This window comes from Bacillus sp. 22475 (assembly GCF_052044835.1).
In the GTDB taxonomy this organism is placed as follows: domain Bacteria; phylum Bacillota; class Bacilli; order Bacillales; family Bacillaceae_G; genus Bacillus_A; species Bacillus_A cereus.
In genome coordinates this window covers 26,584-53,313 of record NZ_JBQENW010000031.1, presented here as the reverse complement: position 1 = coordinate 53,313, position 26,730 = coordinate 26,584, and the positions used below count along the sequence as shown (strand labels likewise).

Here is a 26,730-nt window from a genome sequence, read left to right as displayed (position 1 = left end):
CTAACATTCACAAACCTTGCACTTGTCCATCCCCCACGGCTAACAGTTTAAATGTTGTTCAAACTACCCCATCAATAGTCTCGGTAAATTCTGCGATTCCACTAGATACCGTGGTAAATTCTAATGGTACGGCAATCTCATTCACACCACCAACAACTGTTTTACTTGAAGGTGGAAGAACCTATTTGGCAATCTATGAAGTGCAAGTTATCATTCAACCAGGAGGTAATTCGGCAGGTATCACTATGTATCTTAATAATAATCCAATCATTGGCTCTGGTACTTCTCTGGGATATACTGCAGGATTCACTTCTGTATCAGCACCCGCTATTTTCACTACACCTTTAGGTATAACAAGTACTCTTACTGTTAATGTAGGACCATATTCTAATACATTAAATACATTGGGCTTAACTCTTGCTGTTGTAGCATTAACATAATAAAATGTAACACTCTCTAAAATGATTTTATTTATCCCTTAACTGTCTATTGGGCTAGCCTCTAAGAACTCCACATAACTACATATAGAAAAAGAACATTATTTGGTTCCATAGTACTAGGTGACTCGGCTAGCACAATTGCTGAGTCACCTATTTATCTATAATAAAATAACGCTTTTGTTTAATTTATTACTTGTTCTTTTTTATGCATTATTCTATTACAATCCATTTTCATGTTATAATTACCAACAGTACATATTTTAATAGGCACAACAAATTCCTATTATTTCTAAATGGATTAACAAATAAAAATACGTGTAAAAGAATTCAGTGTTTTACTGAATTCTTTTTATGGATCTTTCAAAATCTTTTACATCTTCCTTCATTCCTTCTTTTTAATAAACTTCAAATTTTATTACAATAACGCTTTTTTAAAATACAATCGCTTGCCTATAAACTTTGTAACCTTCATTTTCTTTCCTATGATTACAACATCCTCCTAACAACCAAGTATTGGTTATATATCCCATATGAACACCTCTATTTTATTGGCATATACTTTGAAGGAAAAAACATTTCACATTAAACATATACCTACAAACTCAGTTGCTAATAATTTACCAAAAATTACTTAATATTCAATTTTTAAAAGGAGGTATTTATGAGATATAATCGAAAATCAAATTCCAAAAATCCGTGTGATAAATTTCAGCAACCCTGCTTTATTTCTATATCCCCTTGTGATCAAAGTAATTGCTGTACACCTGTTTTTTTCTCGAATTCTCAACAACAAGAATTATTACAAATAATAAATCAATTAAATCAAGCCATCCTTTCTTTTTTCACAACACCAAATCCAACAACTATACAAATACTCCAATCAGCATTACAGGCATTAAATGATTTATTAATAACAGTACAACCAAATACACCAAATAGAAATTTAGTTATAAGAACTATAAATCAATTAATTAATTCCTTACCTACCGCATCCCTCACTCAAATCTCAGCATTATTCCAATTTCTATTCCAAAGCTTGTCTTCACTTATAAGTTGTTCAAATATATCAGACCCCTTATTGCAGCAAACATTCAACTTAATTTTACAAGGAATCTTAAATAGTTCGCTATTAAGTAACATCGGAACACCGGGGCCGACTGGAGCCACTGGACCTAGAGGATTTCCTGGACCTAGAGGCGCTCAGGGTTCTCAAGGTGTGCAAGGAATTCAGGGGCCGGAAGGACCAGAAGGACCGGAAGGACCTCAAGGTGTGCAAGGGATTCAGGGACCTGAAGGGCCGGAAGGACCGGAAGGACCTCAAGGCGTACCAGGGATTCAGGGGCCGGAAGGACCACCGGGACCTCAAGGACTTCAAGGCGTACAAGGGATTCAAGGGCCACCGGGACCACCGGGACCTACTGGTTCAGGGACCGGAATGGGAATTCCTGGGCCACCGGGACCTACTGGGCCTCAGGGTATCCAAGGGATTCAAGGACCGGAAGGACCGGAAGGGCCCACTGGCCCTCAGGGTGTACAAGGAATTCAAGGGCCGGAAGGACCATCAGGAGCCACTGGACTTCAGGGTGTGCCAGGAATTCAAGGGCCGGAAGGACCACCAGGAGCCACTGGACCTCAAGGGGTGCAAGGAATCCAAGGGCCGGAAGGACCACCGGGACCTACTGGAGATTGTGATTGTCCACCAGGACCTACTGGGCCAACCGGACCTACATGTAATTTCCTAGTATATGCTACAAATGCAGGACTCATAGATGACCCTACAAATGATACAGTATCTGTAATTAACACCGGAACAAATATAGTAGTTGATACAATTACTGTAGGTAATGCACCACTTGAAGTAACCGTTTCACCAAATGGAGCTCGTGCCTATGTTACTAATATTTTTTCTAATACCGTTTCCGTTATTGATACTGCTACGAATACTGTTATCGCTACCATTCCTGTTGGAACTAATCCAATAGGTGTAGCTGTTTCTCCAAATAACACAACTGTTTATGTTGGAAATCATGGTAATAATACGGTTTCTGTCATTAATGCGGCAACAAACACAGTTATTAATACTATTCCTGTTGGCATCGCTCCACAAGGGATTACTGTTTCCCCAAATGGTGCCTTTGCATATGTTGCAAACGAATTAAGCAACACAATTTCTGTCATTAATACTGCTACCAACACAGTTATTGCTACCATCCCTGTTGGTATTCGTCCTAGAATAATCGTGTTTACACTAGATGGTACTCGTGCGTATGTCACGAATCAAAACAGCAATACGGTTTCTGTTATTAACACCGCTACCAATGCAGTTATTAATACAATTAACGTAGGTACCGAACCTGTTGGCATAGATATTACACCGGGTGGAAACCTTATTTACGTTGTAAATAAAGTTAGCAATAATGTATCGGTAATAAATGTGGCGACAAATACTGTGATTGATACAATTTCTGTTGGTTTATCCCCTGATCAAGTAACCATCATACCTGATGGCACTCGAGCATATGTTACAAATCAAGCTAGTAATACTGTTTCCGTTATTGATATTGCTACGAATACTGTTATCACTAATGTCCCAGTAGGTGTCGCTCCAACCGGAATAGCTACTGGAACTATTTGTGAATAAAATAAAGAAGTGAAAGCCACAGATAGTTTTTATTAAAATTGATAGTATGTGATATTCTTTCTTTAACTACGTTCAAACAACCAGGATAAACCTCTATATTCTGTTAATATTCTTTTCTGTTTTGTCTTACAGAACCTGCAGATCAGCTAGCTGTTGTTAGCTGATCTCTTTCTATAAAACCCAAATCACATACCAATTAATTTACTAACATTAAATTTTTTAGAATTTAATAATAATATTTATCTATAAAACCATTACCCTTATACAAAGAGCTATGAGCCTTTCCACTCATGACTCTTTTTTTACGATTTTCACTTCACATCTACGCGATTTTGACTAGCTTCTCGACTAAATCCGTCTGGGTATCTTTCTAAAAATAATCATTTTATCTTTTCAGTAAACTTAGTATCTACACGATCAACCTTACCGTTTATCTAAACCGCGACTTGCTCACCAAATCCGCTCATTGGTGGATTGACTACTGTTACATTTTCGTCCTAAACTATTAAAAGTTTGTTGCTACTAACATCAATTTTTACTTTTTTCATATGTCCATCTACCTTTTACTACCACATGTACTCAACAACATCAGTTTTAAAAGCCACTTCCCAAATAAACTCTTACTGGAATTACTACACGACCTAGCTCGTCCACTTTTCTTGAAACACCTGTTTTTTCATACCTTACTTTCCTTAAGTATTTTTATATTTATTTAGAATCTCATGCAAACGTTTCTTATTACCAATCAGTTCTGCTTATCAAGATTTAGATTTAATTAATTGTAATAAATCAGGTGGGGGGTTATGCAGAAATGCTTTCAAGGAAAAATTTTATAAGGAAATAAAAAATGCAGCAGTGAAAAAAATTAAAACTCGTAATTTAAGACATCCACACGCAACTATACTATTGAAACAAGGAGTTAATCCTAAAATTATCAGTGAGAGATTAGGTCATACAGACATTTCATTAACTCTTAGGATTTATTCTCATGTTTTACCGAACATGCAGGAAGAAGGAGTAAAAAATTTTAGTAAAAGTATCTTTGGATAGCTAACGTTTGAGAAATGTTTGCATTTTATAACAAAAAGCCAAACTAATCTTGTATTAACAAGGTTTATTCACCTTAACATATGTTATTATGTATAATACATATGTTAAGTAAATTCAGAATAACGAGGCAAATATTATGGACTTTGTTTATATTAATCAAAACGTATTAAATAATCTTCTATACATTTTATGTAGTATATTTGTTTTTTATTTCATATATGATAGCCGGCACTATTTAAAGAAATATAAAATACTACTGATCACCCTTTGTTCTAGTATCCCGCTTATTTTATGTATGCGATACCCTATCTATATGGATGAAAGTTGTATTCATGATTTAAGACAAATTCCGGTCATACTAGGTACGCTTTATGGTGGATTCCCTGTCGGTATCATATTGTTTACAATTTTATTAATTACAAGATTTATATTTTATGGCTTTAATATGCTGACAGTCGTTGTTTACGGAATAATGTTCATCGTTACAGCACTCGCATCTTCAAAATTTAATACATATAATAGAAAACTTAAAGTAGCTTTTTCCATGTTTTTAACCTTTTTCCTAGCAATATTTACAACTTTAATTGTATTAACTTTATCAGATTTTGAAGTAAATAATTTGTATATTATTTATTTCATGATATTACCGACTACTTTAATGTTATTTATTGTTTATATAAATGAAGTTATAAAAGATGCTGTATTAATGCGCTCAAAATTAATTAAAATGGAAAAAATGGAGATTGTTAGCCAACTCGCTGCAAGTATATCGCACGAAGTAAGGAATCCTTTAACGGTTGTAAAAGGATTTACACAGCTTTTAAAAACACCAAATTTAACTCCTGAATCAAGAGACGAATATATTAAACATATACTTGAAGAGTTAAATCGTGCCCAAGAAATTATCGATGATTACTTAACGTTTGCCAAACCTGCTCCAGAAAAATTAGATCAAATTTCAATAAAACAAGAGTTAAATCGGGTTATTAATATGATATTGCCATTGTGTAATATGAATACGATACATATTACACAGGATTTTTCTGAGGCAACCATTGTTGGTAATAAACAGCACTTTCAACAATGTTTTTTAAACTTAATAAAGAACAGTATTGAAGCAATGCCTAATGGTGGTACCTTAAATATTTCCTCATCTATCAATAATAGTAAAGTTGAAATACGAATTGAAGATAGCGGAGTTGGAATGTCACAGGAGCAAATACATCGATTCGGTGAACCGTATTTTAGTACAAAAACAAAAGGAACCGGTTTAGGTACGATGGTTGCTGTTAAGATTATTGAGACGATGCATGGAAGTTTAAAAATCAGAAGTATCGTTAGTAAAGGAACGACTTTAACGATTACGTTCCCGAAATATAATAAGAATACGCATTAAAACAAATAAAAAAGGAGCATAGTCGCTCCTTTTTTATTTGTTTCGATACATAAGTATCTTCAATGTTTTTTTAGTTTACATTTGTGAAGACTAATTAAAAATTAGTATCCTCCGCCCCAGCAGCTGCATCCTACAATTATTAATAGAATGAATAACACAACTAGTAAAGCAAAACCTCCACCAAAACCACAAGAACCACCGTAACTCATATTTTCTCCTCCTTTTGGTTTGAAAACTAATAGGTAGTTGATCATTTTAACTGGTTCGTATTATACATTATGTATATATCCCTTTTTTGAGCATGTCTACATAAAAATAAGTAAAAGCACTCGTTTAAAGAGTGCTTTAAAATGGATACCAAAAGTTTTGAAATACGTTTAATTTTAAATATACCGCAACAATAAATATGAAAATACCGGCAAATAAAGCGATGAAATCTTCACGTTTCGCCTTACTTGTATAAAACCATGTACGTTTATCCTTCTTTCCAAATCCTCTTAAATCCATTGCATTTGAAACCGTATCTATTCTTTCTAGAGAATGAATGATTAGTGGCCAGAAAATTAAAACACGGTTCTTCATACGAACCCATAAACTTGCTTCTCCTTTTTCAAAAGCCACTCCTCTCGCTTCTTGCGCGTGTTTAATAATTTTATACTCAGACTGGATGTCAGGAATATAACGTAGTGCAATATTTATTGCATAAGTAATCTTATAATGAATACCAAGTTTACTTAAGCTACTTACAAATTCGCTTGGATCTGTCGTGTAAATAAAAAGAAGTGTAAATGGTAATAACGTAAAATACTTTAATGAAAGTGTAGCTGCATAAAATAATGTTTCATATGTAATCGTTGCATATCCAACATGTAAAAACGCGGTATATGATTCAGTTAATTCAGATCCATGAGTTGGTGTAATAAATAAAATCATGACAGAGTTTAATAAACTAAATGTAAATATGACACTAAAAACAATTAAAATTTTACGAAATGGAATTTTAGCAACGCTGAGTCCGATACACCCAATAATAAATAATATTAGCAACACCCGAAAATCAAAAAACAAAAAAGTAAGCGTCATACAAAAAATAAATAAAAACAATTTCACTACCCCATCCATACGATGAAAATATGTACTATGCACCTTCCTCCCTCCTATTACTGTCTAAATAAAGCTCCATAAATTTTTCTGGACATGCAATCCCACTAAATTTAACAAGCTTGGTTAAAGAACTCTCTCTTAAGTTGGCTCTTTGTAACGTTTCTTGATCGCCTAATACATCAAACACTGTATTATCCGTAATAATTTTCCCTTCATGTAGAACTACTGCACGGTCTGTATATTCTAGCGCGAGATTCATATCGTGAGTGATAAAAACAAATGAAATTCCCTTTTTAGCCAAGTTTTTAATAAACGACATAAATTGTTTATAATGATAATAATCTTGTCCCGCTGTCGGTTCATCTAATATGATAAGCTTAGGATTTGTTGTTAATACAGATGCGATTGTTAATCTCTTTTTTTGCCCATAGCTTAGTGCTTGAATTGGCCAATTACGAAATGGATATAAACCACAAATTTTTAAAGTTCCTTCTACTCTATTCTTAATTTCTTCCTTAGAAAAATTATGTAATGTTAATGTAAATGAAACTTCTTCAAAAACAGTAGGCTGTGTAATCATATGATTTGGATTTTGCATCACGTAAGATATGATTTCCCCACGTTTACGAATAGACCAAGAACTAATATCTTCACCTTTTAACAAGATTTTCCCATTTTTCATTTTATTTATGCCTATAAGACTATGAGCTAATGTTGATTTCCCTGCTCCATTATGTCCTAACAGTGCCACAATTTCTCCTTCATATATTGAAAGGTTTACATTTTCTAATACTTTTTGTTTATTAGAGTATGAAAATGATAAATTCTCCACTTTAAGTAATTCCTTGTTTTTAGTATTCCCTTTTAATATGACTTGTTTCTCCATCCACTCTTTTATAACATTGCTTACCTTTTCTTTTTGAAGGTTTTCCATTGGATATATTACGTCATTATTACTATCAAAATGTAATCTCTTTAATGCTTCGATGTAAATAGGCTCTCTTAAGCCGATACGTGGTAATATATTTGACGCTAAGATTTCTTTTGGTGTTCCTATCGCAATGACTTTACCTTCATCAATTAATATAACTTTGTCTAAATCCAGGTTTAAAATTTCTTCTATTCTATGTTCGATAATAACAATCGTTTTATTATATTGTTCATGTATATCTTTCATAAGTTTTATCGTATGTAAGGCGCTTAGTGGATCTAAATTAGCTAACGGTTCATCGAACAATAATATATCCGCATTTGTTGTTAATAAACCCGCTAGAGAAACTGTTTGCTTTTGACCTCCTGATAATTCATGTGGACTTTGTTTATGAAACGTATGCATCTTCACCTTTCTTAATGAGTCCGAAACAATCTTTTTCATGTCATCTTGCTTTACACATTCATTTTCTAAATAAAAAGCTACATCTTCTTCTACTGTCAGACCAATAAATTGAGCATCTTGATCTTGCAAAATTGTTCCTACCTGTTTACTTTGTTCAAAAATACTTCCTTCCCTCGGGTCTTTACCGGCAATTAAAACGTTACCTGTACTATTCCCTTCGTAAGAAAATGGGATTAGCCCATTTATACAATGAGCTAATGTCGACTTTCCTGAGCCACTTCGTCCAGCAATTAGCACTTTTTCCCCAGGGTATATATGAAAGGTAATATCACTTAAAGTAGGCTGCACAGCATGCCCATATTGAAAGGTGAATTGTTCAAACGAAATAATTGGTTGCATGTTAACATCCCTACTTTTCAATTTTTAAATGTGTATGTTTCTTATTGGATTTCGCCAAACCAATTGTAAGTGGCAATCCAAGTACTAAGAAAACGATGACATCGGAAATTGTTGCTCCTAATACTTGTATAACAATTTTGTCAAATGGTTCTCCCATCACAATAATATCGAATGCCCCAGCAAATATAATAGCAATGACAATACCAACTAGCCCAGTAATTGCTAAATAAGAAATATCCCCCTTGTTAAATGACCCGTTTTTCACACTAAAACCAACTCTTTTTTGAATAAGCCCCATTGAAAAACCAATAATACTTGAACTAATAACCCAGCCCCACCAAATACCCCAGCCAGCAATCGTATCTGTTACGGTATGACCGATAAGTCCGATTAACAGTCCTGCCACTGGACCAAATAATGCTCCAAAAACAGTTAATATAGCTAATGCTGGTTTAATAAATGTATTCGGTGCAATAGAAAATCCCCAAAGTCCTAATATCCCGTATAATGCTGCTCCAATACCAATTGCTACTACTAACTTTGTTGATAATTTGTTCATGACAATTCCCCTCTCGTATTAGTCAACTTTTATTACTCTATATTTAATTTAAAAATGAATTATGCATCGACACTCCCTTTCTATACAACAAAAAAATGACCTCTTACATAAGAGGTCATTTTCTTTCACGTTCAAGAATCCTCTTATCTTTCAAAAAACACATCGTGTCCTCTGCGGAATTAGCACCTTCCTATAAAATTGCATAGGGGTTGCTGAGGTTTCTTAGGGCCGTTCCCTCCACCTCTCTGGATAAGTATTAATTTGTAATTCGTATTATGGCACTAAAGAATGTAAATTTCAACACTTTTCTTACTATTTTTATTTTTTTATTAAACAGTGCATTTAAATCATTGTATTCTTATCGGAATTATGAAATAATTAATTCAAAATCGTTTCGGGAGGAATGCATTATGAAAGTTATTGGTTTGATTGGAGGATTAAGTTGGGAATCTACATCATTATACTATAAACATATTAATACACTTACACTCTCTCAATACGATCAAAATGCAAAGTTAGTTTTATATAGTATGGATTTTGGTGAAGTAACTACTTTATTACAAAACCATCAATATGAAGAAGTGAAAAATGAACTAGTTACAGTTGCAAAGAAAGTTGAAAAATCTGGGGCTGAATGTTTATTAATGTGTTCAAATACCGTACATCTATTTGCCGAGGAAGTAGAACAAGCAATATCTATCCCGCTTCTTCACATTGGTGATGTAAGTGCTAAAGAAATGGTAGAACAGAATATAAAACGTATCGGACTATTAGGAACAAAACAAACGATGGAGCAAGATTTCTATAAATCACGATTAGCGAAATATAACATTGAGACAATTATCCCAAATGACGAGGAAAGAACTTTTATCCACCATGTCATATTAGATGAATTAAGTAGAGGGATCATTTCAGAAACATCTAAAGAAAAGTTATTACAAATTACAAAAGCATTAATTCAAAACGGCGCTGAAGGTATATTATTAGGCTGTACTGAAATACCTTTACTCATCTCCCAAAATGATCTTACTGTTCCCGTTTTTGATACTGCTTTTTTACATGCAAATACTGCTGTACAATTTGCTGGATAAGAATATACAAGCATAAAGGTGAGAACCTCTATGCTTGTGTATACAGTTACGACTATTTATCCCGCTATTTGCAGGCAGTAAAGCCCCACCAATTAAATTTTTACTTTATTTAAAAGAGATTCAATAACTGCAATTGCTTCTTTTGAACCACCACACTCTAAAAAGCTATCATTAAGTTTTCTTATACCATGTTTATACTTTTCATTTGAAAGAACATCTGTTACGGCCTCTTTTAAAGTGTGCACATTAACATGTTCTTTCAATAGTCTATGTGCTGCTTCAAGCTCAGTTAGTCTTTGCGCTATCATTGGCTGGTCTTTATCATGCGGTATTATTACAAATGGGACATTATAATGAATGGCATCGTGTACGCTATTCATACCGCCATGTGTAATAAAAACATCTGCTTCATTTAATATTTCTGATTGAGGTACGTATGGAGCAATTATAAAATTATCTGGCGCTTGCTTTATTTTTGAAATATCATTTCTATCACCAATTGCCATTACAACTATCCCATCAAAATCTGAAAAAGTATCAATACAAGTATTAAAGAATGGTTCGAGTCCTTCAAGCAGTGTTCCCATTGAAATGTAAATAACTTTCTTCTCTTTAAGTGATTCCAGTGGAAACTTTATATTTGTTTTACGCTTTGAAATGCTCGGTCCAATAAAAATGTTATTTTCTCCGAACGATTCGCTATTAGGTTGGAAATAACGACTTGTGTATACGAAACAAACATCACCCTTATTATTCATAAATTGAAGATTATTCTTTGGTTTTACTCCAAATTTATGTTCCATCTGATTTAGTAATTTTTCAGAGATCTCCTCTGGTTGGAATGGTATATCTGCATTTGGATGAAAAGGTAATGTCTTCAAAAACTCTGAAGGAATTAAAAATATAGGTGAGGAAACTACACCTGGAACTTGTAAATACTCCTTTACTAACTCTCCCGCGCCAAATATATCATAAATTACGAAATCAAAATTTATACTTTCACATAATTTTTTCGTAATTTCCAATATATATAAAGAAGTTTGAACATGCACATGAAAGAAAGCATTTAATCCAAATGAGGTTTCAGCATCAATAGAAATCTCCTTTAATAGATCCGGATGAGTATGTACAGTAGCTCCTAAATCTTCAATTCTATCCTTAAAGTTTGCCGTTGTAATATAATGTACGTAATCCCCTCGTTCAGTAAAGGCTTTTACTAAATTTAATGTAGGGTTTACATGTCCCTCTGCCGGAAAATTAACTACTAAAATATTTAGCACTTATTCCTCACTCCTTACATTTCACTGTTTTAATTAAGCATACTGTTATTTGTACAAGTAATCTTCCTCTAATAGTCCTAATATGCTTGCTACATTATGTTGATAAATAATTTTCAGCCATCAACAAAAAAAGCATCTACCTATGTAGATGCCTAACCGTGATAAGGAGTGTTCTGTGAGGTTAGAACAAGCTTTTCTGCTTGTCCTATGCTATCAATATATGATTTATTTTATAAAATGTGAATCGTTAATAGAATTATTTTATCCATTTTATATGATCAAATGGATAAAATACCATTTCTACCTTACCTATTATATTTGACTCATCAATAAGTCCAAGTGTATTCCTACTATCTTTACTATGATTACGATTATCACCTAACACAAATAATTTATGCGTAGGAACTTTTATTTCTCTAAAATTTGAAAAACGATTGGATACTTGTAACATATCTAAATGTATATACGACTCATCACGCTTTTTACCGTTAATATATACCTCATCCTCTTTTAATTGTATATTATCCCCCGATAATCCAATAATTCGTTTCACATAGTAAGTAGGCTCGTCTTCTTTTTTTATGATGACAACATCCCCATGCTGAAAAGACGATAAACAGACGTTTGCCTTATTAACAAGTATATAATCTTTTTCATTTAAAGTAGGTTGCATCGAAATTCCTTCTACCATACAAAATAAAAATGACTTATTAATAAAAATAACCCCTATTATAATTAAGATATAGCTACATATGTTCCTCCAATATTTTAGAATAAACGGCTTCATATATACCTCATTTCTAATCTATTCCCAGATAAAAACGCCTCTAGTTCACATGAATGCTAGAGACGTTTCGTCCATTTTAATTCTCTTTAGAGTTATCTGTTTTTGGCGCTTCACCAGTTAATCGCTTATTTTTCAAATCAAAATAAGCATCTAAAACTTCTTTTCCAATATCGGAGTTAATGCCCGATTTATCATTTTCAACCCACGGTACTACAACAGAAAATGCTACTTCTGGATCATCATATGGCGCATATCCAGCTAATGTTAAGTTATAACATTCTCTACGATCGCCTTTCGCATTTCGCCCAATTTCATTTTCTCCACCATATACAGTTTGTGCGGTCCCTGTTTTACCAGCTGGTTTATATGGTGCTTTTTGGAACGCTCTTACTCCCGTTCCATCTCCTTCTTGAAATACTTTTCTAAATCCTTCTTTTACTTGATTAATATATTCTTGTTTCATATCGATTCTATTTAAAACAACGGGTTCTATTGATTGTACTACTTTACCAACCTCATCTTTTTGAACGGTTTGTTCTCTAATCTCTTGAACAATTTGTGGTTTCATTCGATACCCTCCATTTGCGATAGTCGAAATATATTGTGCAAGCTGAAGTGGTGTATACGTATCATATTGTCCAATAGAATAATCTAATAAGAAACCAGGCTGATTATCTTTTCTTCCAATTTGTCCTGCAGTTTCATTCGGTAAATCAATACCAGTTTGTACGCCTAGTCCAAATTGCCTGAAATAATATCTCATTTTATCAAAATATTCTTGTTTAATATCTAGTGAACTATTTTTCACATAATCCACACCAGCAATTTTTAATGCTATATTAAACATATAAACGTTTGAAGAAACTTGTAACGCTCTTAGATCGTCTATATCACCAAAATTTTTCCAAGACTTCTTTTCCTTGGTTCCTTTAAACTTCATAGGTGCATCATAAAAATGTGTTCCAGGAGTTATTGCATTTGTTTCAAACCCTGTTAACACTGTCGCACCTTTAACCGTTGATCCAAGCTCATATGAACTTGTCAGCGTGCCTAAAGCATAATCTTCTACTTCCATTTTCCCATCTTTTTCTACAAGCCTTTTCCCAGCCATTGATAATACTTGGCCATTTTTAGGATTCATCATCACTACGAAAGCACGGTCTAACATTGATTCTGATCCTTTATATTGTTTTAATATTTTTTCTATGCTCTCCTCTACTTTTTTTTGCAATCCCATATCTATTGTTAAAGTTAAATTTTTACCGCTTTTCCCTTCAGTAACAGTTTCCGTTCTAATAGTATTTCCTTGTTTATCAGCAATGCTTCTTACTTCTTTTTTTGTACCATGAAGTACATCTTCGTATTGCTGTTCGATATAACTTTTGCCGACCCTATCATTTCGACTATAATCACGCACTAAATAATAATCTAATCTTTCACGTGGCAATCCTTCATCAGCATTTGAAACGTTACCAAGGACAGAACGGAATAGACCATCATTTACATAGATTCTCTCCCAATCAACTGATGCATCTACCCCTGGGAGGTTCGCTAAATTTTCACTAATCACCGCATATTCCTGTTCACTAACGTCCTTTTTAATAATTTGAGGTGCCATTTGAAAACCTGAGGTCATTTTACTTTTAATAGCTAACACTTCTATATCTTTAGCTGTTAGTTCTTGAAGATTTTTATCTGTAACGCGCTTCCTTTTTAAATCTTCTATTTTTTTGTCTAGCTCTTTTCCGGTAATATCCTTATTTCGGAACTTATCTATTTCTTTTTTGGATACTAAGTCTTGAGCAAGTTCTGGATTTAATTGCATCCAAAAGTCTTTCTTATCAGTCTCAGTTAACTTATCAATATCTTCTTGTGGCATTTCAATAATGTCTGCAAGTTGTCTTGCTGATTTTAATATTTCTTCTTGTTTTACACCTTTCACCTTTGTATATGTAATCGTACGTAAAGACTTATTATCAACTACTGGATTTCCTTCACGATCAAATATTTTCCCACGTGGTACAGAAAGGCCCACGGTTGCATTTTCTCTCTTCTCTACTTCATTTTTATATGTTTCTCCATCAAAAATTTGCACTTTCCCTAACTGAATAATAATGCCAGAAAATAATAAAAATACACAAAGGAATAAAATATTTAACCGGAGAGGTACTACTCTACCACTTTTCTTCTCTTGCTTTTTCACCTTGTCATAATCTCCTCCTTACAATATTTCAAATAATAATCACATTTCTATATTAAAAGTAATGTACAATTTCTATACATTGCTTTGTACAAATATTAATATAATGTTTAAAACTTAATAGAAATTAAAACAAAGGTAAAGAAAAGGTAAAGTTTACTAAATTAAATATAAAAAATACCCAATAACAAAAAGCTTAGTTTTCACTAATCGCTTTGTTATTGGGTATTAATTGATTTAAGAATTACTACTAGTGCGTATTGGTATACATTTGTCGTCACAATTAGAAAGAGATTGTTTACTTAGTACTTTCGGTAAGTAAATAGTTACTGTTGTCCCGACACCAACCTCACTCATGATACTAATTGTCCCTTGATGACTTTCAATAATTTTATAACTTAACATTAATCCAATACCAGTCCCTTTTTCTTTCGTACTATAAAAAGGTTCACCTAATCTCTTAATTCTTTCTTCAGGTATTCCTATTCCTTCATCTATTACATGAATGATGACACCATCATCATTTATTTCTTTTATGTGAATTGAAATTTCCCCACCATTTGGCATAGCTTCGATTGAATTTTGCAAAATATTAATAAATACTTGTTTCAATTGATTTTCTGAGCATTCAATAATTATATCTTTGTCATCCGTAAATAGTTCAACTTGAATATTTGTCATAATTGCTTTTGTATTCATTAACGATACGACATTTTTAAAAATTTGATAAATATTTTTCTTTTCTGTATTTATCTCATCTGTTTTAGCGATTGATAGAAATTCTTGTAGGATTGCTTCTATCCTTTCAATTTCAGAAAGCATAAGATCAAAATATCTTTCTTGATCTTCTTTATTAATTTGGAATAACTGTATAAAACCTTTAATTACAGTTAAAGGATTTCTTACTTCATGAGCCACGCCAGCTGCTAATTGACCAATTGCTGCAAGCGTATCTGATTTGTTTAACAATTCTTCTGTCTTTTTTCGCTCTGTAATGTCGCGTACAATAATCATAATTTTATCACGTAATAATGGTAAGCACCTAGCTTCAAAGAAATCAATACTTCCATTAAGTGTGAGTGGATATTCTAAAATTACATTCGTTCCTTTTTCCTTCACTTGATTAATGGCTTCCTGAAACTGCTGCGCTACTGAAGATGGTAATACTTCGTAAAACTTTTTTCCCATAAAAGCTTCTGCGGGTACGTAAAACTTCGTAGGAGATCCTGCCTTGTAATCAATAATCGTGCCATCATCTTCTGTTAAGAAACATAAATCTGGTAAAGCTTTAAAAATTAATTCCAGTTCAGATGTTTGTTGTTTTAACTGCTCTTCTATCGCTTTTAAATGCGTAATATCTACACCAACAGCCCAATAACTATATCCTGTTACAGGAAACTGTTCTGATATATTCGACCACATTATTGTTTTGATTTCACCATTTTTACATGTTAAGTGCATTTCCCAATCTCTGAAATTTTTTCCACAAGTTAAAAATTTCTTTTGTATTTGATGGCGATAATTATGATCAGGATACAATAATTGCAGTGCATTTGGATTTCCAATTATTTCTTCAGCGGTATAACCTGTTACGATTTCACATTCTCGGTTCCACAAAACAAAATCTCCATTATAATCAAGCGCATCGACCATAACAGGCATGTTTTGTAAAATCGTATGTAGTTCCTCCTCTTTCCGAGAAAGCAACGTTGTATTTTTACTTTGAAATACCTTTATTGCACCATCTAAAATTAAACTTGAGAGCATTTCAAAGTATTTTTGACAACTGAAAATTTCACTTTTTTTGGACCATACAACAAAAGATCCTAAATGTTGATTGTATAAGAAAATGGGGATTTCAATCTTTGGAAGTTTACTCTTTTTTATCTCATTCATTCCGAATGAAAAAACACACTCTTTTTCAGCATCAAGAAGTTGATGTGATATGTTAGTTAATTTATAAAATTGTTCTGCCATGGTTTCTATTGTACTCACATCAATAAGTTCCATTAGCCGCGAATTCATTCTTTGTTCACCTCAATATGTAAAATTAATACAAATCTAAAATTCATACTTCTCCATTATACGAAGAAAGCTAGTGTAGGTATATAGCTGTAGAATAATTATTCGAACAAATTTTATTTTTCAATTAAAACAAGAAAAGAATATATTTCGTTCATTCCTCATTTATTGTCTAGGTAACTTGAATTCCTCCTTACATTCACTGAATTTTCACTTGAGAGTCATACGCGTCACTAATAGCGGTATAAACATGCAATAAGTATAAAGTTCATAAAATATTCACAATTTTTATGAAAAATATACACATTTATTCCAATATATTCTATATAATGAAATGTAATAAGGCTTCTATGAATCTCATAGAACACCTTACCCCTAATAAAAAAGAAAAAAGAATCCATTTGGATTCTTTTTTCTTTTTTTAATTACATTACATATTTATATAAAGCATGTGCCACACCATGTTCTTCATTTGATAACGTTTCGTATTTACACATTTCTTTTATTTCTTCAACTGCATTTCCCATTGCAATTGATATATTCGCTTTTTCCATCATAGAAACATCGTTTAGTCCATCACCTATCGCTACAGTGTTTTCAACCGGAATATTAAGATGTTCTGCTAAAGTATATAATCCATTCCCTTTTTGAGCATCTCGATGATTAATCTCTAAATTGTGCCAATATGAAGATGTAATTGCTAAATCTGTATTATGAAGAAATGTTTCTTTTAGTTTTTTTAATTTCTCAATATCATAAGAAAATGGTAATAGTTTATGCACATGTATATCTGTTTCTACAATTGGTTTACAACTTTCCGCACTATGAAACGCTGTATGCTCAAGATATAATGCTGCGATTGTTTCTAACTCTTTCAAGTCGAAATTTTCTTTTGAATTCTTCACATACTCAATTTCATTACGTACACTCTCTACTCCATAATCCGGTACATACACACCTTTATCAGTATAAAGCTGATAATATAAACCATTCTCTTCAAGATATTCTACAATTTCAAGTGCCTGCATATTTTGAATTGGATATCTCTTCATCATTTTTTTATCTTTATATATAAGAGCCCCATTTTCCGCAATGATTGGACACTCTAAATTAACTTCTAACAATAATCGCTCAATGTCAACAATAGAACGTCCTGTACAAATTGCTACAACATGGCCAGCTTCTTGACATGTTCGAATTGCTTCTGCATTTTCTTTACTTATCATTTTATTCCCCGAAAGAAGAGTTCCATCTAAATCAATTGCGATTAATTTCATTATTTCTTCACCACTTTCTATAAATACACGAGTTCTAATTAATTATTAGGTATCGTTTCCATACAATCCTCGTGAGGTACTTCTTATTTATAATTTATGAAAAGCGTTTCAGGTCAAGAAATAATTAAAAATAAAATCCAAAGCTTTTCTTTTTAAAAAAGCTTTGGATTTTAAACTATGAATTATAACTAATGTATTTTGTCTCACACATGTACACGTTTTTTTCTTCAGTTGGGATATATACTTTAAACTTTTCTAATCGTTTTCCATAGACATGAATCGTAATAACGCTTTCATTTTTGCTAATTTCAAGAATATGACAATCTGCTGGTGGAATTACTTTATCAGTTTCTCCTTCTCCCAAATAAAGATTTCCTGTATGTGTTAAATAAACAAGTGAATTTCCAAGTTGTTTCGTTTGTATAAAGTTCTGCACCATTATCCTTCCTGAAAAAACGCCTTCTACTCCCCATGTGCCGTCATGATCATGTAAAGGTGTAGATTGTCCATCTTTCCATACGAGAGCTAGTACTTCAAAACGTTTGAGCGGATCTTCATACAATAAATGTCGTGCATATTGAGTCAAATTGGCCTTCTGTTTATCTAACGGAAGCCATGTTTTCTTTTCTAAAAGTTCTTCTAGTAACTTTTCAATGCCACACACTATTTCTTCTTCAAATAAACCGTTTTCCATAAGATCTGTAACACCTTTAATAAACTTTTGAAATGATTTACTTCTATTACAAGTCAACATAAGAATCCTCCTCTACGTTTTACACAATTCCATATTAAGGTAATTGCCAAAAACTCACAATTGAGAAACAAAAAAACAAGATGCAAATTTATGCACCTTGTTAAGATTTTTATTTGGCTTTCAATCGAATAGGTAAGTATTTTAATGTTTGTTCATTTTCCAATATACATTTTTCTAAACAGAAAGATGGAGATAGCTCTATTTTTTCAAAAGCATTTATAAAGGTAGTTAATGCAATCTCAGCTTCTAAACGTGCAAGTGGTGCTCCTAAGCAAAAGTGAGGACCTTTCCCAAAGGTTAAATGCTTTTCATTTCCTGTTCGATGTACATTAAATTGAGAGGCTTGTGAAAATTTTTTCTCATCTAAATTCGCTGCACTAACCCACGCAACAATCATCTGATCCTTTTTCATGAAAGGACCAAATATATTTGTATCCTCTGTAATCCTCCGGGCCAATGTAACAGGAAAGCGATAGCGTAATACTTCCTCAATCGCTTTTGAAATTAAGTTAGGTTCTTTTCTTAACTCTTCATAAATTCCAGGTGAATCTACTAAAAAGCAATAAAAGCTATTAATAATTAAATTTGTAGTGGTTTCATTCCCAGCCGCTAGTAAACCTAATGAAAAGGTTACAATTTCCTCATCGGTTAATCTTTCGCCTTCATATTCAGCTCGAATTAAATCAGATATGATATCATCGGTTAAATGATATCTCTTTTCCTGAACAATCGGTAAAAGGTATGCTTTGAATTCATGTAATGCTATCCCTTTCTCGGCATCCAGATCATTAAACTTTTCTTTACTATACGGCATAAATAAAATATCAGACCATTCTTTAATTTTTTTACGATCTGTTGTTGGGACTCCTAATAAATCGGAAATAACGGTAACAGGTAAAGGTGCAGCAAACTGTTCAACGATATTAACTTCACTACATTTTTCGATATGTTGTACAAGTTCATCTGCAATAGCCTGTATTCGAGGTTTCCACTGTTCTAAACTTCTTGGAGTAAATGCCTTAGAAACAATGGAACGTACATTGCGATGTTCTGGTGGATCTGTAGAGTTTATATTTATTCTAGTTTCTAAAGGAGGGATTGAGAATTGTCTGCGCTCCCTTCTACTTGAAAATAAGCGATAATCTGATAAAACACGATTTACATCATCATATAAAAAAACATTCCATACATCCTGCTCTTCATCATAATGAACTGGGTGATTATCCCTCATCAAACGATACCATTCATATGGATTCCATAATTCTTCTTTTGTTTTCAGCTTTGAAATTTCATGAACTAAAATAACATTTTCAGGTGAAGCCATAGTTCTTTCCTCCCTTTTCTTTTACAATAAAAGTGATAGGTCGGCAGTTCAAAGTTGTATAAACTATCATATGTTATTTTAACATATACCAAAGGGGATTTTTCATTAGAGAACTTGAGAAATATATAAGGGGGATTTTTATGTACGTTGACATTTTACTACTAGCAGAATTAACGACAGGACCAAAACATGGATATGAAATTAAAAAAAATGTTCAAAATCGTTTAGGTGAAAATTTCGAATTAAATCACAACATGCTTTATCCTGCCCTTCGGCGCTTTGAAAATATGGGTGCTATAACGAAAAAAATACATAAACAAGTCGGAAAACCAAACCGAAATATGTACGATATAACAGAAACAGGAGAAGAAATTTTTTCTGAAATGTTACGAGAGTTTCCCGAAAAACTTGCGACAAACAATACAGAATTTCTTGTTCGTATTGCGCTATTTGAAAAACTTGACTATGAGGATAGAAAAGAGATTTTGACTGTACGTCAAAACGTACTACATAATCAGCTTACTGCTATTCAGTCTCTAGATGTTACCTCATCTTTTATTACTGAAGTCATTGAATTTAGTAAATCACGAATTGAACATGAATTGAGTTGGATTACATCACTTATGAAAAAAATATGAAAAAATAACAAGAAAAGTTAAAAACAATGAATGAAAATGATATTTATTATCAATACTATAATTAATAAAAGGGCAACCACGATTTGGCTACCCTTCAAACATTTACACTTCTGGATCGAAAGTTTTGCAATCTGTTTCTTCCGTTGTAGATGCATGTTTACCTTTATGACTTACTACGTAAATTGCCTCTGCACTACATTTATTACCGTTCGCCCAAAATTTACAGTTATTCACTTCACATAAAACGTCTTGTGCCATAGTATCACACCTCCTTGTTCTATTATCATTAACAAAATTCGGAGGTATGATACTATTTGTCATGCATTTTTTATTAGCTTTTTAGCTTTCTTAATGGTTCAATATCTCCTCGTACAATAGCATCTATATTTTCAGTTATTTTTTCAATGTCAAAATGCCACCATTGAATTTGCAATAATTCTTCTATTATTTCATTTGAAAATCTCTCTTTTATTTTATTTGCAGGATTTCCACCAACAATTGTATATGGCGCGACGTCTCGAGTCACAACAGATTTAGCTGCAATGATTGCACCATCTCCTATTTTTATTCCAGGCATAATTGCTGTATCCATACCAATCCAAACGTCATTTCCTATAACTGTATCACCTTTATAAGGTAAATCAGACAAACTAGGTGTATACTTCTCCCACCCATTTCTAAATATATTAAATGGATATGCCGAAAATCCATCCATCCGATGATTGGCTCCGTTCATAATAAAGTTAACTCCAGATGCAATACAACAAAACTTTCCAATAATAAGGCGATCTCCAAGAAATTCATAATGATGTAATACTCGATCTTCAAATGTTTCTCCATCTTTGGCATCATAATAAGAATAGTCACCAACAAGTATATTAGGTTTTGTTATTGTATTTTTTATAAATTGAACGTTTGGATTTCCTTCAATAGGGTATTTAACATTTGGATTAGGATTCATTTTGTACAGCACTTCCTTTACCACTTATTTCACTTTCTACCGCTATTACTGGCTTTAAATTGTATATAGGTAAAATAAACAATAATCCAATTATAAAAAGTAAAGCCGTCCCTTCATACATCATACTTAATGAAAACATCTCTTTTAATGAGCCAGCTATACTCATCGTTACTACCATTGAACCGGTAAAGAGCGGACTTAAAATACCATTTACACGACCTATAAAATCGGTATCGCTATTTTGAATAATAAGCGTATTAATACCAATTTGGATACATGGAAGAGCTAAGCCACTAAAAAGCTGAGCTGTAAGTGTCACCCATAAATTTGTAGAATATCCTATAATGCCAATACCAATTGCTTGACCAAGCATACCGATAATTAACATCTTTTGCGGAGCAACGTTTTTCGCAAATACCATTGCTAATGCTCCGCCAACAATCATTCCCGCACCATTTACTGTTAGTAGCCACTGTAAACTCTCTTTTGATAATCCTAGCTGCTCAGTCACAATAAATATACCTAATGGTTGAATTAATCCTATACCTAGTCCTGCAGCCATAAAGCAAAGCCCTAGCAAAGTTAATGCTTTTTTCTTTTTGACATACTTAATACCATCCTTCATCTCCTGCAACAGAGTGATATCTTTCTTTTCTACGTCGTTTTCAAGATCTTTCGGAAGAAATAACAATACAACTGCCGCAAGTAAAAACGAGATACCTGTTATGATGATTGAAATATAAATTCCAAAACTATGAAAGATAAATGTCCCTAGAATTGGTCCTAATACCATAAATATTGCAAATATCGTTTGATATATAGACATCGCTAATTGAATTTGTTCCGTTGATAAATGTTGTTTAAACAACTTCATTCCAGATGGTTGTGAAAACTGTGAAAGGATTGCAGAGATGAGTGTCACAAAAAACACAATTTTCCACGTTCCAAACATAAGCGTAATTAAGACAGCGAATACTGAAATGGAACTTAACGTTTCACACCATATCATTGTCTTCTTTGGCTTCCACCTATCAGCAAAGGTACCGCCAATAAATGAAAAAATAAAAATTGGAGCGAATTCAGCAACTGAAATCATGGAAATAGCAAAAGCATCACCTTTTGTCATTTCCATTACATATAGTAATACCGCAAAGTTTCGAACCCATATTCCTATTTGTAAAAATAATGCTGATGCTAAAATCCCTTGTACAAACCGATTTTTTAATACTTGTGATACCCCATTGTTTTGTTTCGTTACTACATTTGTCGACATAAAAAAGCCTCCTATTTCATGTTCTGAACAGGAGGCAGCACAAATCATATAAAAAGACTATATATTCGCAGAGCGAAATACATCCCTTTTCTATAAATGTACAGACTAACCCTATTCAGAAGAATATTTCGTTTTTTAACGAAGATCTCTTACAAATAGAATTAGTTGATCATTGGGATGTTTTCACCCTTCCGTTTCGAATTTAAATAACACATACATACTCTATGTAAATCATTTTCGATGTATGCATGTCTCCTTTTAACTATTCTAGAAAGTTAAAGGTAATTCCTCTAAAGAACGCATTAAATAATTACCTTGCCATTTAATTTCTTCACGATTCCCTTTTATTTGTAGTTCAGGCATTCGATTAAACAAAGTAGTAATAGCAATCTTTGCTTCTAACCTCGCAAGTGGAGCTCCTAAGCAGAAATGACTACCATGACCAAAGGCAATGTGACGGTTGTTCTCCCGTGTAATATCAAATATTTCTGGATTTTCAAATACTGTTTCATCACGGTTCGCTGAAGCCAATGCAATAATAACCATATCTCCTTTCTGTATTGTTTGATGGTGAATTTGAAAAGGTTCCGCTGCCCATCTTGCAGTTGTAACCTCAACTGGAGAATAATAACGCAATCCTTCCTCAATAGCCGAATCAATTAGTTTTGGATTATCTTTTAATAACTGTAATTGATTTGGATTTTCAAGAAGTGCTAATACCGTATTTGTAATTAAATTCACTGTCGTCTCATGTCCTGCGACAATTAATAGCATTATCATTGAATATAGTTCCCGAGCGCTAAGTTTATGCCCTTCACTCTCTGCAAGTATTAAAGCACTCACCAAGTCTTCTTTTGGCTCTTTTCTTTTAATATCAACTAAATATTGAAGATATGTAATAAACTCAGATAGTTGTTTTTCGGTCTCTTTTATTTCTTCAGGTGTTTCTGGTGATGCAATAACAGCATGAGACCAAATTCTAAATTTCGCTTGATCTTCTTTTGGAATACCGAGCATCTCACTTATTACAATAATTGGTAATGGAAATGAATAATCATCCACAAGATTTAATGTACCTTTTCGCTCTATATCACTTATCAAATCATCTGCTATTCTCTCAATTCTTCCGTCTAATTGTGCAATCATCTTCGGTGTAAAAGCTTTTTGAACTAAAGATCGTAAACGACTGTGGTTAGGTGGATCTGAATTTAGCATATGTGTTGTTAAGTGGTCACTATTATCAACGGAAAGATACATGTTCTTTATATCTTGAGAAAACACATTTGTCCAATCTTTTTTTAAACGATTATCTTTTAAAAGTGGCAGAGCATCTTCATATCTAGTAATGAGCCATTCTTTACCGATTTCAACTTGGTTTACAAATAATATAGGTTGTTTTTTTCGCGATTCTTTATAAATTTCATACGCATCTTCTTTAAACTGAGCTGAAGCTAAATTAATGCCATCCTCTATGCTTAACCCAACTTTGTTTTTCATTGACATTGTATTCCCTCACTCTCATTTGTTTTTGAAAACCAACCCAACATATGCATTATACTCTAATAAAAACGTGAAAATTGTAAATTTTTAATCAAAATCTTACTTCGTATATTGAAAAATAAAAAAGTGAGAGAGTACAATCGTTTCACTCTCCCACTTCTCTTTATGCGAAGCACATAAAATTACTAATTTGTTGATAGCGATAACTTACTTTACGACGACGACCACCTTGCCAAGTGTAACCTGATACTCCGTTTCTTCTCACTTCAGTCGGAAAGAACCATAAATCTCTTCCAAAAGGCCCAGGACGATGTAAACGTAAATAGCCCCATCTTCCTAAACAGTTACACATCCATGATTTCATATTGCCTGGTTGTGCCGGAGAAGCAAATGTAGACGGTAACGATGGCGCTTGTGACGGTGGTGGTGACGTTGGAGCATCCTCCGCATCATCTGGTCTGTAATCTTCTTGTTCAATATCTCTCACTTCATTTGTAGATTCATACCCGTAGTTTTGTGGATTATAATACATCGCTTGATCATATGGATAATTTTGTTGGTTATACATATTAACAAATCACCTTCTTTTCATTCATTACCTTTATCATTCATATGTGATATGCCCTCTCTGGGAAGCTTATGTATAGCCCAAATTCAACTTAAAAAGCTCGTATTATTAAAAATACGAGCCTTTCAAAAATAGAATGTGTTTATTATTTCCTTAACTTCACACTATAAAAACGCATTTCATCTAACGAACCTTCAAATTCAAATACTTCTTGTTTAATTAATTGTTTCAAGCGATATTCTAAGAAGGTATCTCCAACCAATTGTTCAACAAGACCAAGTGCTTCACCAATTACTCTAGGAGCTTTGAGAAACTCTCGATCAGCACCCACACTTTTCGCGCATTCAATTATAAATTGATCAAAATAATCTTCTTGTACAAAATGCACTTCATTTTCTTTCCACACTCTTAAACATTCTATGCTTTCCGATAATCTATCCCACTCATGTTCAAACTTCATTCGCTTCTCTTCAGTTAAATAAGGTAACTTTATAAAACTTTTTTGGAATAGAGCTAAACTTTCAGGTGGTAATTCTCCCGTTCCACGAATATCATACTCTTGTTTTAATATTTCTCTACTTGCTTCAGACGTATTAATAACTCGAATGTTTTTCTTATCCTTTAATTGTGCTATTACAAAACTTAGGCCTACATGTTCATGTGCATTATCAGCCTTCCAAATTGTAATAGGTGTTTCAACAGGAATAGTATGTAGTTCTTCTATAGTTGCTATAAATCTTGATAAATATTCTTCTTCAAAATAACTATCATAAGCAGTTAAGTTATTTATTAACCACTCCTGTCTTGCTAGTTGCCCCTCATTCGTATGCAACCTATATATCGGTCCAATTGAAAAAAATTCCGAAAAAGCAACAACACTCTCTTCAAATAATTCTTCTTGACTTAACATATATTTTAAGCAACCAGCCGTTGAATCATCAAAAGCAATATGTACGTGCGTACTTTCTTTTACATTCCTTTTATAAGTAGGATTACTTGTTAATTGTTTCGGAATATCCATCAAATTTTTAATTGTATCTTCACTATAGTTTTCTTCTAATAAGTTTAACTGTATGAGAATACTTTGAAGTAAATCTTTAGCCTCATCTTCGTACATATCCTCTACAGCATTTTTAATTTTATCTATCACACAAATCCCTCTATTCATTTCAAAAATAACGTAGATTATAGTGTATCATTTTAGTATAGTTCTTTAAAGTCAAATCCAGATTACTACAGCAATCTGGATTTTCAACAAAAGCTCTCCTTATATTTTTGAATTGCTAAATATTTTTACTTTGAAAATCCCTGTATCTAAATGTATAATTATATAAAAATAAAAATATAGGAGCTATATTTATGGATAAAGTACTTACAAATTATAAACATTACTTAAAAAATTGGAGATTTATATTTATTTGCATACTACCTGCTATTGCCTTATTCGTTACTTTCGATGTAATCTTTGAACTACTGTTTCATCAAAATTTCTACTTATCTAACTTAATTTCTGCTATCATATTATTTTTAATATTTATTAACGTTAAAGATAAATTTAAAATTAAAGGCTAAAAAACACTATTTCAAAATAGCCCTTTATTATTGCATCCTACTATAAAATAAGGATCGTAGTAGATTTTCATAAAAAATAAGAGCACCCTGCAATTGGCTGCTCTTATGTGATTAGAGGTTTTTTCTGAGTATTAAGTAGAACACGAAGATCTTGTCCTACTACATAATATATGCTTGTACTTATTATTTCGTGCATGTATTAAGCACCATGTTCAGGTACTTAATATATGCATAGTCATTGCTAAAAAATTCACTCAAATATTTACTGTACAATTTCATATTTATAAATTAAAAAACATCCTCAATGGATGTTTTTTATCTAACGATTTTAAGCTTCCATAAACTTAGCCGGTACACCAATTTTTTCAACTACAGAAGATATATTAGTAGGATTAATCATTACATTTTCAATACATACTAATTTATTTTCTAATATCCCATTCTCTGTAGTAATAAGTTCTTCAAACCGATCTAAAGTCATTGAGAATTTATGTTCACTTCCACCATTCATACTAACTTTTACATACTTCATAGTGTCACCGCCTTTCATAATAATTT

At 32.7% G+C, this 26,730-nt stretch carries 24 protein-coding genes, 2 pseudogenes and 1 riboswitch; of the genes and pseudogenes, 7 read left to right on the top strand and 19 right to left on the bottom strand.

The window, feature by feature from the left end; all coding sequences use genetic code 11:
• Positions 1-440: hypothetical protein (locus tag ACTJJY_RS27640; RefSeq protein ID WP_440607085.1), on the top strand; the 440-nt coding region annotated here is incomplete at its 5' end.
• Positions 441-1,101: 661 nt separating this feature from the next.
• Complete coding sequence (locus ACTJJY_RS27635; RefSeq protein WP_440607084.1) at positions 1,102-3,081, top strand: YVTN family beta-propeller repeat protein; 1,980 nt, start codon at positions 1,102-1,104, stop codon at positions 3,079-3,081.
• Between the two features lie 434 nt (positions 3,082-3,515).
• Here the strand turns inward: ACTJJY_RS27635 and ACTJJY_RS27630 are convergent.
• Positions 3,516-3,629, bottom strand: a pseudogene (locus ACTJJY_RS27630) (DUF3954 domain-containing protein).
• 196 nt (positions 3,630-3,825) lie between these two features.
• On the opposite strand from ACTJJY_RS27630, the pseudogene ACTJJY_RS27625 reads away from it, so the two are divergent.
• Both ACTJJY_RS27625 and ACTJJY_RS27620 read left to right on the top strand, forming a co-directional pair.
• Positions 3,826-4,131 (top strand): annotated as a pseudogene (locus ACTJJY_RS27625) (tyrosine-type recombinase/integrase); the annotation flags it as partial.
• A 136-nt stretch (positions 4,132-4,267) separates the two neighbouring features.
• Positions 4,268-5,527 (top strand): LytS/YhcK type 5TM receptor domain-containing protein, encoded by a 1,260-nt coding sequence (locus ACTJJY_RS27620; protein ID WP_440607083.1) that lies wholly within the window; start codon positions 4,268-4,270, stop codon positions 5,525-5,527.
• A gap of 101 nt (positions 5,528-5,628) precedes the next feature.
• Here ACTJJY_RS27620 and ACTJJY_RS27615 read toward each other — a convergent pair whose 3' ends face one another.
• The 4 genes from ACTJJY_RS27615 to ACTJJY_RS27600 form a co-directional block, all read right to left on the bottom strand.
• Positions 5,629-5,736, bottom strand: a complete 108-nt coding sequence (locus ACTJJY_RS27615) for a YjcZ family sporulation protein (protein WP_000120182.1) — start codon at positions 5,734-5,736, stop codon at positions 5,629-5,631.
• Positions 5,737-5,872: 136 nt separating this feature from the next.
• Complete coding sequence (locus ACTJJY_RS27610) at positions 5,873-6,673, bottom strand: energy-coupling factor transporter transmembrane component T family protein (RefSeq protein ID WP_088065402.1); 801 nt, start codon at positions 6,671-6,673, stop codon at positions 5,873-5,875.
• Positions 6,666-8,366 (bottom strand): ABC transporter ATP-binding protein, encoded by a 1,701-nt coding sequence (locus ACTJJY_RS27605; RefSeq protein ID WP_440607082.1) that lies wholly within the window; start codon positions 8,364-8,366, stop codon positions 6,666-6,668. Before ACTJJY_RS27605 ends, ACTJJY_RS27610 begins: the two co-directional genes overlap by 8 nt.
• Positions 8,367-8,376: 10 nt before the next feature.
• Positions 8,377-8,925 (bottom strand): ECF-type riboflavin transporter substrate-binding protein, encoded by a 549-nt coding sequence (locus ACTJJY_RS27600; protein ID WP_001038214.1) that lies wholly within the window; start codon positions 8,923-8,925, stop codon positions 8,377-8,379.
• A gap of 140 nt (positions 8,926-9,065) precedes the next feature.
• Positions 9,066-9,181, bottom strand: a riboswitch (SAM riboswitch).
• Positions 9,182-9,335: 154 nt separating this feature from the next.
• On the opposite strand from ACTJJY_RS27600, the gene ACTJJY_RS27595 reads away from it, so the two are divergent.
• The gene (locus ACTJJY_RS27595) at positions 9,336-10,016 is read left to right on the top strand and encodes an aspartate/glutamate racemase family protein (protein ID WP_098377086.1); all 681 of its coding nucleotides are present in this window, start codon (positions 9,336-9,338) and stop codon (positions 10,014-10,016) included.
• A 92-nt stretch (positions 10,017-10,108) separates the two neighbouring features.
• Here the strand turns inward: ACTJJY_RS27595 and ACTJJY_RS27590 are convergent, their stop codons facing one another.
• The 7 genes from ACTJJY_RS27590 to ACTJJY_RS27560 form a co-directional block, all read right to left on the bottom strand.
• Positions 10,109-11,296 carry a macrolide family glycosyltransferase gene (locus tag ACTJJY_RS27590; RefSeq protein WP_440607081.1) on the bottom strand — a complete coding sequence of 396 codons (1,188 nt, stop codon included), beginning with the start codon at positions 11,294-11,296 and terminating at the stop codon, positions 10,109-10,111.
• A 256-nt stretch (positions 11,297-11,552) separates the two neighbouring features.
• Positions 11,553-12,083, bottom strand: a complete 531-nt coding sequence (lepB, locus tag ACTJJY_RS27585; RefSeq protein WP_097966418.1) for a signal peptidase I — start codon at positions 12,081-12,083, stop codon at positions 11,553-11,555.
• A 76-nt stretch (positions 12,084-12,159) separates the two neighbouring features.
• Positions 12,160-14,286 (bottom strand): peptidoglycan D,D-transpeptidase FtsI family protein, encoded by a 2,127-nt coding sequence (locus ACTJJY_RS27580; RefSeq protein ID WP_097966417.1) that lies wholly within the window; start codon positions 14,284-14,286, stop codon positions 12,160-12,162.
• 234 nt (positions 14,287-14,520) lie between these two features.
• The gene (locus ACTJJY_RS27575) at positions 14,521-16,308 is read right to left on the bottom strand and encodes an ATP-binding protein (protein ID WP_440607080.1); all 1,788 of its coding nucleotides are present in this window, start codon (positions 16,306-16,308) and stop codon (positions 14,521-14,523) included.
• Between the two features lie 422 nt (positions 16,309-16,730).
• On the bottom strand, positions 16,731-17,582 hold the full coding sequence (locus tag ACTJJY_RS27570) for a Cof-type HAD-IIB family hydrolase (protein ID WP_097960824.1): 852 nt from the start codon (positions 17,580-17,582) through the stop codon (positions 16,731-16,733).
• A 175-nt stretch (positions 17,583-17,757) separates the two neighbouring features.
• Positions 17,758-18,336 (bottom strand): cysteine dioxygenase, encoded by a 579-nt coding sequence (locus ACTJJY_RS27565; protein WP_440607079.1) that lies wholly within the window; start codon positions 18,334-18,336, stop codon positions 17,758-17,760.
• A gap of 109 nt (positions 18,337-18,445) precedes the next feature.
• On the bottom strand, positions 18,446-19,660 hold the full coding sequence (locus ACTJJY_RS27560; protein ID WP_440607078.1) for a cytochrome P450: 1,215 nt from the start codon (positions 19,658-19,660) through the stop codon (positions 18,446-18,448).
• Positions 19,661-19,800: 140 nt separating this feature from the next.
• On the opposite strand from ACTJJY_RS27560, the gene ACTJJY_RS27555 reads away from it, so the two are divergent.
• Positions 19,801-20,298, top strand: coding sequence for a PadR family transcriptional regulator (locus ACTJJY_RS27555; protein WP_000289124.1), 498 nt, complete (start codon positions 19,801-19,803; stop codon positions 20,296-20,298).
• Between the two features lie 102 nt (positions 20,299-20,400).
• On the opposite strand, the gene ACTJJY_RS27550 is transcribed toward ACTJJY_RS27555, so the two are convergent.
• From ACTJJY_RS27550 to ACTJJY_RS27525, 6 genes are all read right to left on the bottom strand, one after another.
• On the bottom strand, positions 20,401-20,556 hold the full coding sequence (locus ACTJJY_RS27550) for a DUF1540 domain-containing protein (protein WP_000046095.1): 156 nt from the start codon (positions 20,554-20,556) through the stop codon (positions 20,401-20,403).
• Between the two features lie 73 nt (positions 20,557-20,629).
• A complete protein-coding gene (locus tag ACTJJY_RS27545) occupies positions 20,630-21,259 on the bottom strand; it encodes a Vat family streptogramin A O-acetyltransferase (protein ID WP_440607077.1) in 630 nt (209 codons plus the stop codon).
• A complete protein-coding gene (locus ACTJJY_RS27540; protein WP_000106396.1) occupies positions 21,249-22,532 on the bottom strand; it encodes an MFS transporter in 1,284 nt (427 codons plus the stop codon). The genes ACTJJY_RS27545 and ACTJJY_RS27540 overlap by 11 nt, the downstream gene beginning before the upstream one ends.
• A gap of 267 nt (positions 22,533-22,799) precedes the next feature.
• Entirely contained in the window at positions 22,800-24,035 is a 1,236-nt protein-coding gene (locus tag ACTJJY_RS27535) for a cytochrome P450 family protein (protein WP_440607076.1), read from the bottom strand.
• Between the two features lie 160 nt (positions 24,036-24,195).
• Positions 24,196-24,600 (bottom strand): hypothetical protein, encoded by a 405-nt coding sequence (locus tag ACTJJY_RS27530; RefSeq protein ID WP_065483779.1) that lies wholly within the window; start codon positions 24,598-24,600, stop codon positions 24,196-24,198.
• A 145-nt stretch (positions 24,601-24,745) separates the two neighbouring features.
• Complete coding sequence (locus ACTJJY_RS27525) at positions 24,746-25,750, bottom strand: DUF1835 domain-containing protein (protein WP_000565687.1); 1,005 nt, start codon at positions 25,748-25,750, stop codon at positions 24,746-24,748.
• Positions 25,751-25,959: 209 nt separating this feature from the next.
• Between ACTJJY_RS27525 and ACTJJY_RS27520 the strand changes: the two genes are divergently transcribed.
• Positions 25,960-26,172 carry a hypothetical protein gene (locus ACTJJY_RS27520; protein WP_000362067.1) on the top strand — a complete coding sequence of 71 codons (213 nt, stop codon included), beginning with the start codon at positions 25,960-25,962 and terminating at the stop codon, positions 26,170-26,172.
• A gap of 328 nt (positions 26,173-26,500) precedes the next feature.
• Here the strand turns inward: ACTJJY_RS27520 and ACTJJY_RS27515 are convergent, their stop codons facing one another.
• Entirely contained in the window at positions 26,501-26,704 is a 204-nt protein-coding gene (locus tag ACTJJY_RS27515) for a hypothetical protein (protein WP_000878369.1), read from the bottom strand.
• Positions 26,705-26,730 lie beyond the last annotated feature (26 nt).

What these genes read in the sequence shown, in the direction of transcription:
- ACTJJY_RS27635 (WP_440607084.1), top strand. Translation starts at nt 1,102, where the DNA reads ATGAGATATAATCGAAAATCAAATTCCAAAAATCCGTGTGATAAATTT.
- ACTJJY_RS27620 (WP_440607083.1), top strand. Translation starts at nt 4,268, where the DNA reads ATGGACTTTGTTTATATTAATCAAAACGTATTAAATAATCTTCTATAC.
- ACTJJY_RS27615 (WP_000120182.1), bottom strand. Translation starts at nt 5,736, where the DNA reads ATGAGTTACGGTGGTTCTTGTGGTTTTGGTGGAGGTTTTGCTTTACTA.
- ACTJJY_RS27605 (WP_440607082.1), bottom strand. Translation starts at nt 8,366, where the DNA reads ATGCAACCAATTATTTCGTTTGAACAATTCACCTTTCAATATGGGCAT.
- ACTJJY_RS27600 (WP_001038214.1), bottom strand. Translation starts at nt 8,925, where the DNA reads ATGAACAAATTATCAACAAAGTTAGTAGTAGCAATTGGTATTGGAGCA.
- ACTJJY_RS27595 (WP_098377086.1), top strand. Translation starts at nt 9,336, where the DNA reads ATGAAAGTTATTGGTTTGATTGGAGGATTAAGTTGGGAATCTACATCA.
- lepB (WP_097966418.1), bottom strand. Translation starts at nt 12,083, where the DNA reads ATGAAGCCGTTTATTCTAAAATATTGGAGGAACATATGTAGCTATATC.
- ACTJJY_RS27575 (WP_440607080.1), bottom strand. Translation starts at nt 16,308, where the DNA reads ATGAATTCGCGGCTAATGGAACTTATTGATGTGAGTACAATAGAAACC.
- ACTJJY_RS27570 (WP_097960824.1), bottom strand. Translation starts at nt 17,582, where the DNA reads ATGAAATTAATCGCAATTGATTTAGATGGAACTCTTCTTTCGGGGAAT.
- ACTJJY_RS27565 (WP_440607079.1), bottom strand. Translation starts at nt 18,336, where the DNA reads ATGTTGACTTGTAATAGAAGTAAATCATTTCAAAAGTTTATTAAAGGT.
- ACTJJY_RS27560 (WP_440607078.1), bottom strand. Translation starts at nt 19,660, where the DNA reads ATGGCTTCACCTGAAAATGTTATTTTAGTTCATGAAATTTCAAAGCTG.
- ACTJJY_RS27555 (WP_000289124.1), top strand. Translation starts at nt 19,801, where the DNA reads ATGTACGTTGACATTTTACTACTAGCAGAATTAACGACAGGACCAAAA.
- ACTJJY_RS27550 (WP_000046095.1), bottom strand. Translation starts at nt 20,556, where the DNA reads ATGGCACAAGACGTTTTATGTGAAGTGAATAACTGTAAATTTTGGGCG.
- ACTJJY_RS27545 (WP_440607077.1), bottom strand. Translation starts at nt 21,259, where the DNA reads ATGAATCCTAATCCAAATGTTAAATACCCTATTGAAGGAAATCCAAAC.
- ACTJJY_RS27540 (WP_000106396.1), bottom strand. Translation starts at nt 22,532, where the DNA reads ATGTCGACAAATGTAGTAACGAAACAAAACAATGGGGTATCACAAGTA.
- ACTJJY_RS27535 (WP_440607076.1), bottom strand. Translation starts at nt 24,035, where the DNA reads ATGTCAATGAAAAACAAAGTTGGGTTAAGCATAGAGGATGGCATTAAT.
- ACTJJY_RS27530 (WP_065483779.1), bottom strand. Translation starts at nt 24,600, where the DNA reads ATGTATAACCAACAAAATTATCCATATGATCAAGCGATGTATTATAAT.
- ACTJJY_RS27520 (WP_000362067.1), top strand. Translation starts at nt 25,960, where the DNA reads ATGGATAAAGTACTTACAAATTATAAACATTACTTAAAAAATTGGAGA.
- ACTJJY_RS27515 (WP_000878369.1), bottom strand. Translation starts at nt 26,704, where the DNA reads ATGAAGTATGTAAAAGTTAGTATGAATGGTGGAAGTGAACATAAATTC.